This is a genomic window from uncultured Azohydromonas sp., assembly GCF_937926365.1.
In the GTDB taxonomy this organism is placed as follows: Bacteria; Pseudomonadota; Gammaproteobacteria; order Burkholderiales; family Burkholderiaceae_C; genus Azohydromonas.
In genome coordinates this window covers 1-12831 of the sequence record NZ_CALAOH010000069.1, presented here as the reverse complement: position 1 = coordinate 12831, position 12831 = coordinate 1, and the positions used below count along the sequence as shown (strand labels likewise).

The window sequence follows — 12831 nt, the reverse complement described above, 5'->3', positions numbered from 1 at the left end:
CGATTCACCTGCAGGCCAGGCGCAGCCGGCTCAGGTCGAGCCGGCCGGCGCAAGACGCCTCGGCCCGAAGCACCAGCTCCGCGCCGCCGTCGCGGTTGAGGACGCGCAGCGCCTCGGCATCCGCGCGCACGTGGCCCGCGTCATCGGGCCACAGGCTCACCACCTGCGCGCCACGGCGGGCGCTCAGGTTGAACACCGGCGTGACGTCCGGCGCCAGCAGGCGCAGCCGCGCCAGTGCCCAGCGCTCGCCTTCCGGCATCACCGGCAGCCACTGCGCCTCGCCCTGGCGGTACATGCAGCCGGCGGCCGGCGCGGGCGGCGCATCGCCCAGCGCCCACAGCGCCTCGCCCTCGCCCAGGCTCAGCACCACCCACCACGCCGCATCGGGCAGCTGCAACGGCCGAGGGAAGTCCAGCGACAGCCAGCCGTCCGGACCGCGCGGATCGGCGCCGGCCGGCCACTCGATGGGCAGCACCGCGCCGCCATAGGGCCGCGGCGCCGGCCGCCCGTTGAGGTCCGGATGCAGCGCCACGCTGCCCGACAGCATCCGGCCGCGCGGACGCAGAGGCAGGTCCACCCCGATCACCGGCGCCGGCACCTCGTCCAGGCCGAAACCCTGCGCCACGCCGTCCAGGGCGCAGGCATAGCGGGCCGCGCCCCAGGTCGGCGCCCCGTCCGCGCCCAGCAGCTTCACCGGGGGCAGCCGCGGCGCCAGGTCGAACACCAGCTCCGCGATCTGCGCGCCCGCCTTGCCCAGGCCGAGCACCTGCTGGCCCACGGCCTGGCCGGTGCCCGCCCAGCCCAGCGGCAGCGTCAGCGCCGGAAAACGCAGTACGTGCAGCACGGCCGGCTGGAACGGCAGCCGCAGCTGCCCCGCCGTGCCCGCCTTGAGCGTGAGCCGCACCGCGTTGTCCGTGCCCGATGCCAGCACCGGGTTGACCGCGGCGGCCAGGCCGTCCACCCGCAGGCCGGCGCCGGGCAGCAGCCCTGTCCAGCGGAAGAAGGGCGCCTGCCCCGCCACCGCCAGGCTGAGGTCGCCTGGCAGCGTGGCGGCCCTCGCCTCCACCGACGCCACGGGGGCCGGGGCGGGCTTCCACAGCCCTGGGAACTTCTCGTCCGCCGCGATCAGCTCGACCATCACCTTGCTGGCCATGACGGGCACGAAGCGCTGCGCGCTGCCCGTGTCGATGATGTCGGCGGGCATGAGCGGCAGCCACACACCGCCGCTGTGCACCTTCACCCGCGCCTTGCCGGCGGCCTTGCCCGCGGGCAGCGCGACGGTGAGACAGCACAGCGGACGCTCCGCGCCCCAGTCCGCGCTTATCCACGACACGTCCTTCACGCCGTCGGGCGCGCCGCCGGCGTTGCTGGCGACCACCGCGGCCAGCGCCTCCTCGGCCACCGGCACGCCGCTGCCCGGCGCCGGCACCAGGCGCAGCGTGGCGCCGGCATCGAGCTCCTGGCCCGCACCGATGCGCAGCAGCAGTTCCAGCCCGTCGCCAGCCACGGCCACGGCGTGGCTGCCCGGGTCCTGGCCGTCGGCGGTCAGCAGCGTTGGTGCGGCAGCCATGGCGGCGCGTTACCCAGCCGCACCGCCCGCACCGCCCTGCCGCTCCTTCAGCAGTTCCTCCAGCACCTGGATGGCGCCCCCGATGCGCAGCAGCGTCTGCTGCACCTCGGCCCGGCGATTCTCGATTTCCACCAGCACGTTCTGGCCGGCACTGAATTCCTCGCGCAATTGGGCAAGGCGCTGTTCAATTTGTTGCTGCATGGGACTCTAAAAATGGACTGCCACGATGCGCGACCCGAACGGCATCACGCTCCTTGTTTTGCCAGCGCCGCGCGCAGGGACTGGATTTGCGCCTGCTGCTCCTTCAGCGCCTCGACCAGGAAGGGAATGAAGCCGGTGTAATGCACCGACAGCATGCCATCCGGCCCGGTGTCCACCAGCTCCGGAAACCGCTGCCGCACGTTCTGGGCGACGAAGCCGACCTGCTCGCGGCCATGGTCGTCGTCCTTCCAGCGAAAATGCAGCCCCTCCAGGCTCAACAGCCTGGAAAGGCTGCCGGTGAGGCCCCTGAAATCTTTTTTCAGCCGCTCGTCGGAAGAATAATTGATTTTCGTGTTGGCCACGTCCATGTGAATGTACTTGTTCCGGACATAGTCACGAAGGTAGATATTGTCATCACAGGTCAGGTAAACCTGGCCTTTGTAGCGGTAGAGCGAGCCGTCGCAGTCGATGTGGGTATTGCGGTCGCCGTCGAAACGCAGCCCCGAGGGCGAGGACAAAATGCCGCCCGTCTGTATCGCGCCGCTGACGCTCAGGTTCTGCTGCACGGTCAGGGAGCCGGAAATGGTGTCACCCGTGCGGTTCACCCGGGAGTTTTCCAAGGCCCTGATCGAGGCCACGACATCGGGCATGTCGCTGATGGTGAGCTTGGAGCCGACGATGAGGTTGTCGTAGATGCGCACCACCCGGTTCGAACCGTTGACGCCCGCGCCCACGATATTGAGCGTGTCGCTGCCGAAACCGCCCCGGTAACTGATCTTGCCGGCATTGGCCTCGTCCTTCGCATCGCGCAGGAAACTGATGCAGCGTACCCCCGAGCCGCCTTCGTCCAGGCCGATGCGCACCGAACCGTTGCCGCCTTCCACGCTGCCCGTGGCTTTCAGTCCGGCATTCGACTTCAAATCCGACACCGTGACCAGGTTCTTGAAGGTCGAGGCCCCGGCGACCGTGAGCGCATTGCCCACCGCCAGGTCCTGCGAAATGGTCAGCGAGCCCTTGACGGTATCGCCGGCGCGGTTGAGCTTGTCGTTGCCCAAACTCTTGACGGTGCCCAGCAGGTCGGCAATGTCACCGAGTATGGCCTTGCCGTTGACACGAAGGTCCGTGGTGGTCAGCGATTTGACCGTCACCTCGGCCGCCGTGTTGATCAGGCTGCCGTCAACCGCCCCGGGCTCGATGCCGGCGCGCGGAATGCGCTTGCCGTCGGCATCGCCGGTATGGGTATGGCCGCGAATTTCATCGCGGGCCTTGCTTTGCATGTCATTCCAGTCGCCGGCGCGGATGATATCCCCCGGCTGCTTGCTGACGTAAGGTTCGGCGGCCATCAGAAGAATACCTCCCAGGTCAGGGTCATTTCGAGATTCGCGGTCCGGGTGATGTCGGGAAAAGTCACCCGGTTGTAGAGCAGCGGGCCGCGGTTGGGAAATACCACCAAAATCCCGGCCTCGCGCAGCGTCTGGTCCTGGCCGCTGGTCAGCGCCGGGAAATTGGCCTTGACGATGGCCCGCGCCCGCGGCGGGTTGTCGCCGGTCATGGCGCCGATGGGCGGAATCTCCGCCGCCGCCGCGTCGAGCTGGTGGCCCAGCGCGGTGTCCTGCAGCGTTTCCTTCGCCGCGCTGTCGCCCACCGCGATGTGCAGCTCCGGCTTGCCCGACACCTCGCCGGTGAACAGGCGCGCCACCAGCGTCTGGCCGGTGGCGGTGATCAGGTTGTCGTGCCGGCGCGCCAGCACCGTGCGCCCGTCCGGCGCGTGCAGTTCGATGGTCAACCGGCCGCCCAGGCCTTGGGCTTCATGCATCGCCATGGTGGTGGGAGTTCTCCGTGGATGGGTTAGTCGTAGCTGGAGCTGTCGAAGCGGGTGGCGTCGTGGACGCCGCGGAAGACGGGCGCGCCCTCGGACAGGCGCTGCCGCTCCTGCAGGCCGGCGCGGCTGAGCCAGGCCGGCGCGCCGGCGCCCAGCGTCTGGGTGTCGCGCTGCTTCAGCCGCAGTTCGATGCGCAGGCTGTCGGCCATGGGGTGCTCCTCGCGCCACGGCGGCTCCGGAAAATCCACCAGCGCCGTGACACCCGCCGCGCGCGCCTTCCGCACCAGCTGCGCCACCAGCTCCAGCGCGCCGCGCTCATCGGCGCGCAGCACGTGCGCGTTCTTGGGGATGCTCAGGCGGAACAGCGCCGGCGGACGCACCCACCAGGCGAACACCAGCGCCGCCGCGCCGGCGACCACCGCCTCGGGCGCCTCCTCCAGCAGCTCGCCGGGGTGGTCGCCGACGATGGCCCGGACCTCGTCGCGCGTGTAGGCGTCATAGACCCAGGTGTCGCGCCCCGGGCGCAGCCGCGGCGTGCGCACGCGCTGGCTGCTGGAGCCGAAGTGCGCGCCGGCGTCGCCCTCGGCCCCGGCGAACACGGTCCCGGCGCCGTCGAACTTGTCGCCGCGGTTGAGCGCGTCGGCGAAGCGCACGCCCTCGGCCGCGCCCTCCGCAGCATAGCGTGGCGCGGTGGGGTCTTCCGGGTCCACGTCGGCCTCGGGAAAGCGCGTGCCGGTGAGGAAGCAGATGCGGTCGCTCACGTCGCGCAGGCTGCCGTCCGGGCGTACCACCACCGCGCTGCCCGAGGGGTACTGCGGCTGCCAGGGGTAGGCGTTGACGGCGTCGTGGCTGTCGAACACGGCCTGCTCCTCCGGCTCCACCTGCGGCCACACGCTCAGCACCTCGCCGGGCTCCAGGTCGCCGGCGTAGAGCATGATTTCCCCGGTGTCGCGGTTCTGCAGGAAGGGGTAGCTCACGCGGCCCTCCACCGCCTGCACGCGCAGCTCCGGCACCGCCGTCACGAGGCTGGCGCTGGGCACCTGGAAGGGCGCGTCGCCCGGGCGGCACGCCGCCGGCGGCGACCACGACACCCGCCGCAGCGGGTTGTCGGTGATGCGCGCTTCCACCAGCCACCCGGCGGCGTTGGGACAGGTTTCCACCGGCGCGCCCTGGCAGCCCGGGCAGCGGGCGGTGGTGCCCGGCGCCACGCCATGCGCGATGAGCGTGTCGCGGTCCAGGCGGTGGCGCGCGCAGGGCTCGGTGCCCAGGGCCACCAGCGCCAGCTCCAGCAGGGCCTGCGGGTTGGTCAGGCCCTGCCCCAGCACCCGGGCCGTGTGGCGGATGCGGCGCCTGAAGGCCTCCATGTCCTCGCGGACCTCGAAGCTCTCCGTCACCTTCTCCCGCTGCGTTTGCTGAGCCTGCTCCACGACGCGCAGGTGGCGCCGGCCCATGCGCGCCAGCCCCAGCAGCCCGCCCAGGCGGCCCAGCGCATCGGCGCCGGAGGGGCGGGCATCCGGCTCCAGCGCCAGCGTCTCCCAGTGCCGCCGCAGCACCGGCTCCCAGTGGCGCGACAGCACCTGCCGCCATCGCTCGGCCGCCGCCGCGGGCAGCGCCGCGCGGGGGGTGTCGGCGGGCAGGTCCAGCGCCGCGGGGTCCTCGCGCAGCGCCGGGTCCAGGCCGGCCAGCCGCTGCCACTGGTCGCGCACGGCCAGCGCCTGCCCCTCGCCGTCGTGCTCGGCCAGCTCGGACAGCTCCGCGGCCAGCCGGTTGCGCGCCTCGCTCACCAGCGCGGCCAGCGCCTCGGGCCACAGCGCCGCCAGCACCGGCACCGGCTTGCCCGTGGCGCCCTGGCGCAGCCGGTCGGCGCGCATCAGGCGCAGCCGGTAGTCCTCGCGCGGCTCGCCGTCGAGCTTGGGATGGCCCAGCCCGGCTCCCAGGCGCTCCAGCAGCGCCAGCGCCTCATCGGCGGCGGTCTCGGCGCGGGCCAGGCCGACCCAGTGGTCGCGCAGCGTGCGCTCCAGCGCCTCGTCCAGCGTCGCCAGCGACTGCGCCATCAGGCCGATCAACACGCCCACCGGGCTGTGCGCCGGCTGCTCGGCGATCACGCGCGGCAGCAGGCCCAGCAGCCGCTCGCGCCGGGCGCGCGCGTCAGCCACGGGGCGCCTCCCACACCATGAGCCGGCTCACGCGCAGCCGCTCGCGCTCGCGCAGCGTGTCGGTCTGCGCCTGATGGGGCGCCAGCGACACCACGCTGTTGTCCTTGCGGTGGATGAGCGTGAAGCGCTGCACCGTCTGCCCGTCGGCCAGCTGGGGCAGGCCGTCGCGCAGCTTGGCGAAAGTCAGCGTGTCGCCGGGCTTGAAGGTGTCGAGCTTGACCTGCAGGCCCTGGCGCACCGCGGCCTCCTGCTCGGAGCCCAGGGCCGGGGAGAAGGCCGCGTCCACCCACACCTCGGGCGCGGGCGCCTCCAGGCTGAGCAGCACGGGGCTGCGCTCCGGGTCCAGCGTGCCGCGCTGGGCGGGTTCCAGCTGCAGGTCGCCGTTGTGCAGCGCGTAGCGGGCGGTACTGTCGGCCAGGGTATCGGGCCGCTCCGGGCGCGGCAGCCAGGCCGAGAGGCGGCGGCGGCCGGGCAGGTCCTGCACCTCGGCCACCTCGGCCACGGCGGTGAGGATGGCCAGCACCTTGGCCGCGCGCACCGGCTCGCCAACCTTGAGCGTGGCGAAGTAGGCCTTGAGCCCGGCTTCGAGCTCGCCGCGGATGCGCCGGCGCTCCTCCTCGCGGTAGTCCTCGCGCAGCACCAGCGTGGCGGCCACCTGCACGTACACGCGCTCGGCCGCGGCCACGGTCAGCCGCACGCCGGCCGGGCGCACCTTCTGCAACGCCTCGCGCACCTTGGCCACCAGCGCGTCGTCGATGTCCGGGTCGCCCAGGATCACCGACACGTCGCCGGCGATCTCCGGGTTCTCGCGGATGCTGGCCTCGGCCACGCCCAGGCTGCGCACCGCCTGCGCCAGCGCGTCCACGGTGCCGGTCTTGACCCGCTCCAGGTGGTAGCGCGCGCGTTCGCGCAGCTCGGCGTCGCTTTCCTCGGCCTGGGTGGGCGTGAGCTCGGCGCGGTTGTCCACCCCGTCCACGCCCCAGATCGGCCGCGGCATGAGCGTGACGCGGTGCGCGGCCACGGCTTCGGAGCCGGGCTCCACCGAGCGCACCCGCACCGCGGCTTCGAGCGTGCCCTTGCGGATGGCGGCGTCGGCCTCCACGGTCTCGAACAGCGCGATGTCGCGCCCCGCCAGCAGCGTGCCGGGCGGAATCGGGATGTCCTCCGGCGCGCTCTGGCCGCGGAAGAAGCTCACCAGCCCTTCCACGTGCCCGGCGCGGCGGCGCTCCAGGCCCAGCAGCGCCACCACCTTGTCCAGCGCGGCGCCCTCGGCGCTCTCCAGGTAGCCGAAGCGGTAGACCTGGCGCAGCTGCTCGTAGCAGACGGCCAGCTCGCGCGCGAAGGCTTCGAGCAGCGTGCGCGCCACGCTGCCCTCGTTGTCGTCCACCGGCACGGCGGCGCTGCGCGCCGCGGCCAGCAGATCGGCGCTGAGCCGGGCGAAGTCCTTGGTGTCGAAGGGCGTGTCAGCGGACATCCAGTTGCATCCCCAGTTCGAATTGGCCGTCGGCCACGTCGCGCACCGCCGCCGTGATGTCCAGCACACCCGGCTCGGAAGCCCGCTCCTCCACCCGTACCCAGAGGATCTCCTTCACGCGCGGCTCGGACTTGAGCGCCTCGCGCACGTAGCGGCGCAGCAGTTCCTTGTTGGCCCGGTCCATCGGCTCGCCGATGAGGTCGTAGATGCGGCTGCCGTAGCGCGGATGCGCCAGCCCCGCGAGCTCGCCGCGGTCCACCGCCAGGCGCAGCAGCAGCGCCTGCACCAGGTTGTCGCGCCCGTCCACCATGGCCGGGCCCGGGGGCGCCGGCGGCGCGCAGGGGTCCTGCGGCAGCGCCGGCCAGGCCAGGCGCAGGTCGGCCTTGAAGGGATCGGCGCTCACATCAACCTCCCCGGCGCCGCCGTGGCCGCGGGCGTGCAGGCCACGCCCGGCGCCACCATCGCCTGTGCCACCAGCAGCGTCAGCGACTGGGCGATGAAGTCGGCGAGGGCGCCGGCCAGCGCGGGCGCGTCCTGGCCGCGCAGGCCGTTCTGCATCACGAAGCCGCTGACCAGCGGCTCCAGCTGCGCCTTGCCGGGCGCGGGCGGCATCAGCGTCCCGGGCGCGACGGTGACGAAGCCGGCCACGGCCACGCCGGGCGTCACCATCACCTGCGAGGTGAACATCAGGATGGCCTGCGCCAGGCTGGCGGCGACGGCCTTGGCCAGGTCCGGGATGTTCTCGCCGCGCAACCCCTGCGCCTGCAGCGCGGCCAAGGTCAAACCTTCGAGCTGCTGCGCGCCGGGGCCGCCGGCCGGCGGCGGCGCCAGCCGCCCCGGGCCCGCGACGGCGCCGCTGCCGGTGATCGGGTCCACGCCGGCCGCGGTGCCGGGCAGCACCATGGCCATGCCCAGGAACAGCGTCAGCGCCTGCGACGTGGCCTGCGCCAGCGCCTTGGCCAGGTCCGGGATGTTCCGGCCGCGCAGCCCGGCGCCTTGCAGGGCGGCGGTCGCGAGGCCTTCGAGGGGCTGGGCGGTGGGTGCGGGCATGCCTATCCCTTGGCCTTGACGTTCTTCGACCCCACCAGCGGCGCGCCGGTGTAGTAGCACTTGTGGCTGCCCTCGGTGATGACGCCGGCGCCGCCCTGTCCCAGGTCGATCTTTCCGGAGGCGTCCACCGTGCAGTCGCCGCACTTGATCGCCACGTTGCCCTTCACGTCGATCCGGAGGTCCTTCTCGCCGGCGATCTCGACCTCGCCGTCCCGGCGCACCGTGACCACCGTCTTGCCCGCGGTCACGACCACCGCGCCGTCCTTGTCGATGGCCAGCGAGCTGGGGCCCTTCAGGGGCGACTCCACGCGCCACTCGCCTTCCGCGTGCACGGGCGGGCGGGCCGCGTCGGAGTACAGCCGCCCCACCACCACGGCGCGGTTGATGTCGCCGCCCACGTAGGACAGCAGCACCAGGTCGCCCACCGCGGGCGGGCTGACCATGCCGACGTGCGGCGTGCACATCGGCACCTTGCGCAGCTCCAGGTCGCTTTCGCGCAGCTTCACGCTGCACTCGTAGTTGTGGGCGTCGCCCTCGTCCGCGTGCGCGAACACGCTCGTGACCACGGCGATGTCGCCCAGCTGCAGGGCGCGCAGTTCCTCGCGGACGATGGCACGGATGAGGGCGACGGGGTCGGTCATGGCGGCTTACGCGGCGTTCTTGCTGTCGTCGAAGCCGGCCAGCGCGGCCTCGTCGTAGGGCTTGGCGCGGGTGAGCGTCTTGTCCTTGAAGTTCAGGTGCCACAGGCGGTTGAGCGTGTGGTTGTCCAGCGCGCCCGAGATGGGCAGGCCGTTGAGCTTCTGGAAGCGGCGCAGGCGCTTGGCGAAATCGGCGCTGAAGGCCTTCTTGTCGGCCACGGCGGGCGTGGCGTAGCCCATCTTCTCCAGCAGCAGGTTGGCCTCCTCCAGGTCCTTGCCGGCCTCGTCGCCCTCGAAGGAGAACTCGTACACCGTCTCGGCCTCGGCGCCCTCGCCCCAGGTGCCCACGGCCTGCGTGGGCGCGATCTTGTCGGTGATGCGTCGCCCGCCCAGCCAGCTCACGTTCTGGGTGCCGGCCTTGTCCTTGCCCAGGCTGCGCACGGTGATGGACTTGACCAGCGCCGGGTCGGCCGTGGTGCGCGCGGTCAGCGCCATCTGCAGCAGCCGCACCTTGCCCGAGGCGGCGATGCTGAGGTGCGTCTTGCTGGCGTTGGTGAAGGTGGCGTCGTCCAGCGCCAGCTGTTCGATGGCCAGCAGCCCGTAGAGCTCCTTGCCGATGGCCTCCAGGTCCTCGGGCTCGGGGATCTTGTCCACGAAGCCCAGCACCGTGTCGATGAAGCCGCCGGCCGGGCCCAGCGGGTTGGTCACGCCCTCCTGGCCCACCACGGCGGCCAGCGACTGCGCGAAGTCGTCGCGCGTGACGGTCTTGAGCATCTCGCCGGAGACCTCGATCAGCGCCTTGGCCGAGTCGGCCTGGTACAGCATGTCCTGCGCCTTGAGCGTGAGGTCGGCCAGGTACGTGATGGCGAAGATGAAGCCCTTGTCCAGCGCCGGGATCACGCCCTTGGAGATGTAGTCGGTGGAGCCCTGGAAGCCGCGGATGCGCGCGATGCGCACCCAGCGCGGCGCCTGCCCGGGGCGCTTGACGCCTTCGAGCGATTCGCGCACCGACTTCAGCAGCAGCGCGATGGCCTTGAAGGGGTTGGCGCGGGCGTCTTCCGGGCTCAGCGCGCCGGCGTTGGCGGGTACGAGGGCGCCGCCGGACGGTGCGCTGGGGGCCGGCGCGGGAGCCGGGGCGGGCGGGTTGATGGTGTCGCTCATGGTGGGTTCCTCCCTCAGGGTTGCTGTGGTCCGGCAATCGCTGCCGGCGGGTTGGCGGCCGGCTGCGCCTTGAGCGCCGCCACGGTGGCCTGCAGTTGCTGCAGCCGCGCGCGGGTGGCGCGCAAGTCACGCGGATCGGGCAGCACCTCGGCCACGCCCAATGCCGCTTCCAGGCAGCGGCCGCCCTGGGCGATGCCGCCGGCCACGGTTTCGAAGGGCCCCGCCGGCAGATCGACCATCTCGGCGGCCTCGACCAGCGCGCCGCCGTCGCCGAAGTCCTTGATCGTGGCGGCCAGCACCTCGAAGCCCGCCACCGCGCTGTCGGCCTGCGCCACGGTGCTCTCAGCCACGTCCACGCCGCCGCCCACCTGGCCCAGGCCCTGGCCCAGCAGGTCCAGCGCGCCGTTGAACTGGGGCACGGCACCCAGGTCGCGCGCGATGTTGGGCGCCTCCTGCGCGGTGCGGGTGCGCAGCAGCTCGTCCAGGCTGCGCAGGAAGTCGTTGAGGTCGCGGACCAGGTCGGAGGTGGTGCTCATCCCTGCTTTCCCGTGAACAGCGTCTTCACGTCCGCCGGCAGCGGGTCGTAGGCGCCGAGGTCCTGGACCAGCCGGGCGGCGGCATCGCCGACTTCCTTGAGCTTCTTGAGGAACTCGAAGCCGCCGGCCAGGGCGCGCACCAGCGAGCCGGCCTGGCTCAGGTCGATGCCGCTCAGGTCGCTGAGCAGATCCAATCCCTCGTCGGCGTACTTCTGCAGGAAGGCGCCCAGGCTGTCGGCCTCGCGGATGGCCTGGATCAGCGCCAGCGCCTTGGCCGGGTCGATCTTCTTCACCGCCGCCAGGATCGAGCTGAAGGTCTTGCCGCTGAGCAGCGAGCTGCGCTCGGCGATGCTCGCGCCCAGGTCCGCCGCGCTCAGGTGCGCCAGCACCCCGGGCTGCCGCTCCAGCACGTCCGGCAGGCTGGCCGGGTTCTCCAGCACGTCGGCCGCGGCCAGGCTGTCCGCGGCCCAGGTCTGCGCGTCCGCCGCCACGCCCGCGTTGACCGAAGCCACCGCGGCGTCGGCCGACTGCGGCGGCTCCTTGTACTCGCGCAGGCGCAGCACGTAGCGGTAGCGGCTGGCGTAGCCCGCGAGCTGCCGCACCTTCAGCTCCTCGACCACCACCTGCGTCAGCTCGGTGCCCACCGCGATGTCGGCGGCGAAGGACAGCGGCTCGCCCCTGAGTTGCGCGTCGCGCAGCTTCTCCAGATCGGGCAGCGCCTCGGTGGTGAACAGCAGGCCTTCCAGGACGATGGTGACCGGCTCGCGCCCCAGGTCCTGGAACACGCTGCCCTGCTGCTCCGGCGCGCGCTGCTCGACCAGGGTGCGCGCCTCCTCGGTGCGCAGGTCCTGCACGCCGGTGAATTCGATGCCGCCGACCCGTACCGTCATCGCTCAGAACTCCATCCGCGTGACCAGGCCGCCCTGGCGCGTGAGGCGGTGCCGCACGCCGCGCACGCGCAGTTCATGGGGTCCCTGCAGCAGCCCGGCCAGGGCATGGCCCTCGGGAATGCCGCTGAGCTCCACGCCGTCGCCGGGCATCACCGCCGGCTCGCCGAACACCTCCAGGAAGCCGCGCAACCAGCGCGCGGCCAGCGCTTTCAAATGCGCCTGCGCCACCTCGCCGGCAGCCTCGCCCGAGCGCACCGCGCCCAGGACCCAGCGCTGGGATTGCTTTCCTTCTCGGCCGCCGGACACCTGGCCCTGCGCGTCCAGCGCGGCCTTGCCGGTGACGCCCGACAAATCCTTGGCCAGCCAGTGCGCCTTGTCCGCGCCGCGGCTGGCCGCCGCGCCCTCGCCGTACACCTGCAACCCGTCCCAGCGCGGCGGCGCGGCCTGCAGGTCCAGCCGCAGCACGTTCTCCGTGAAGCGGAAGCGGTGCTTCGCGCCGGCCTCGGCGGGGGTCGTGAAATGCACCTTGCCCTCGCCGTCGGTGTAGAGCTCGGCCCCGCACCACGACGCCAGCTGCAGCAGGTGGCGCAGCGCGCCGCCCTCGCGCTTGAGGCGCAGCGAGGACAGCTTGAAGCCGCGCGCCACCGTGCCCACGCTCAGGCCGGCGCGGCCCAGCAGGTCCTTGACCACGAAGTCGGTCCGCACGTCCTCGTACACGGCGTCCACTTCCAGCCGCGCCAGCTCGCGCAGGCCGTCACAGGCGCGGACGGTCTGCCCCGTGGCGTCGAGCTGCACCCGGTCCACGGTGCCGGTGAACACGCGCCGGCTGCCGCCGCCGGTGTCCAGCTCCACGCTCACGGCGTCGCCGGGGCTGGCCAGCGTGCCGGCCGGGTCGCCCAGGCGGATGTCGCAAGCCCCGCCCGCGCCGGCCATGCCCAGCGACACGTCCAGCGACAGCAGCAGCCGCTCGTTGCGCGCGGCGTCGCTGCCCACCTGCTGGCGGCCGATGCGGATGGCATAGCCCAGCGCCACTCAGATCTCCAGCCCGTGGCGGCGCGCCGCCGCGTAGAGCAGTTCCGACAGCGCCTGCTCCAGCGCCAGCGGGTCCGGTGCCTGCGCCCCCGGCCCGCCCTGCAGCGTGACGCTGACGTTGAAGACGTTGTTCACCGCGCCGCCGGCCTGCGGCTCGACCTGCACGCGCGACAGCGCCTGGGCGCGGGCCAACGCCGGTTCGAGCGCCGCCACCAGGCGCTGCGCGGCCGGCGACGCCGTGGCGGTCGAATCGGCGGTGGCCGGCGCGGGTGCAACCGAACCGGCCGCCGGCACCGGCGGC

At 72.6% G+C, this 12831-nt stretch carries 14 protein-coding genes; all 14 read right to left on the bottom strand.

All coding sequences use genetic code 11. The annotated features are described in order from the left end of the window. Positions 1-4: 4 nt before the first annotated feature. Positions 5-1570 carry a hypothetical protein gene (locus Q0741_RS07205; RefSeq protein WP_298232521.1) on the bottom strand — a complete coding sequence of 522 codons (1566 nt, stop codon included), beginning with the start codon at positions 1568-1570 and terminating at the stop codon, positions 5-7. 9 nt (positions 1571-1579) lie between these two features. Further along, on the bottom strand, positions 1580-1771 hold the full coding sequence (locus tag Q0741_RS07200) for a hypothetical protein (protein ID WP_298232520.1): 192 nt from the start codon (positions 1769-1771) through the stop codon (positions 1580-1582). A 44-nt stretch (positions 1772-1815) separates the two neighbouring features. Beyond that, positions 1816-3114, bottom strand: coding sequence for a tail fiber domain-containing protein (locus Q0741_RS07195; RefSeq protein WP_298232519.1), 1299 nt, complete (start codon positions 3112-3114; stop codon positions 1816-1818). Further along, complete coding sequence (locus tag Q0741_RS07190; RefSeq protein WP_298232518.1) at positions 3114-3593, bottom strand: hypothetical protein; 480 nt, start codon at positions 3591-3593, stop codon at positions 3114-3116. Before Q0741_RS07190 ends, Q0741_RS07195 begins: the two co-directional genes overlap by 1 nt. 26 nt (positions 3594-3619) lie before the next feature. Next, a complete protein-coding gene (locus Q0741_RS07185) occupies positions 3620-5749 on the bottom strand; it encodes a hypothetical protein (protein WP_298232517.1) in 2130 nt (709 codons plus the stop codon). Further along, on the bottom strand, positions 5742-7223 hold the full coding sequence (locus Q0741_RS07180) for a baseplate J/gp47 family protein (protein WP_298232516.1): 1482 nt from the start codon (positions 7221-7223) through the stop codon (positions 5742-5744). Before Q0741_RS07180 ends, Q0741_RS07185 begins: the two co-directional genes overlap by 8 nt. Further along, positions 7213-7626 (bottom strand): DUF2634 domain-containing protein, encoded by a 414-nt coding sequence (locus Q0741_RS07175; protein WP_298232515.1) that lies wholly within the window; start codon positions 7624-7626, stop codon positions 7213-7215. The genes Q0741_RS07180 and Q0741_RS07175 overlap by 11 nt, the downstream gene beginning before the upstream one ends. After that, entirely contained in the window at positions 7623-8273 is a 651-nt protein-coding gene (locus tag Q0741_RS07170; protein WP_298232514.1) for a hypothetical protein, read from the bottom strand. The genes Q0741_RS07175 and Q0741_RS07170 overlap by 4 nt, the downstream gene beginning before the upstream one ends. A gap of 2 nt (positions 8274-8275) precedes the next feature. Then, positions 8276-8914: a phage baseplate assembly protein V gene (locus tag Q0741_RS07165; protein WP_298232513.1), complete on the bottom strand. Its 639-nt coding sequence runs from the start codon at positions 8912-8914 to the stop codon at positions 8276-8278. 6 nt (positions 8915-8920) lie between these two features. Continuing rightward, on the bottom strand, positions 8921-10072 hold the full coding sequence (locus tag Q0741_RS07160; protein WP_298232512.1) for a peptidoglycan-binding domain-containing protein: 1152 nt from the start codon (positions 10070-10072) through the stop codon (positions 8921-8923). Between the two features lie 14 nt (positions 10073-10086). Next, the gene (locus Q0741_RS07155; protein ID WP_298232511.1) at positions 10087-10608 is read right to left on the bottom strand and encodes a hypothetical protein; all 522 of its coding nucleotides are present in this window, start codon (positions 10606-10608) and stop codon (positions 10087-10089) included. Further along, positions 10605-11498 carry a hypothetical protein gene (locus tag Q0741_RS07150; RefSeq protein WP_298232510.1) on the bottom strand — a complete coding sequence of 298 codons (894 nt, stop codon included), beginning with the start codon at positions 11496-11498 and terminating at the stop codon, positions 10605-10607. Before Q0741_RS07150 ends, Q0741_RS07155 begins: the two co-directional genes overlap by 4 nt. Before the next feature lie 3 nt (positions 11499-11501). Continuing rightward, positions 11502-12530 carry a hypothetical protein gene (locus Q0741_RS07145; RefSeq protein ID WP_298232509.1) on the bottom strand — a complete coding sequence of 343 codons (1029 nt, stop codon included), beginning with the start codon at positions 12528-12530 and terminating at the stop codon, positions 11502-11504. Then, positions 12531-12831, bottom strand: a 301-nt coding sequence (locus tag Q0741_RS07140) for a hypothetical protein (RefSeq protein ID WP_298232508.1), incomplete at its 5' end; no start/stop codon positions are given.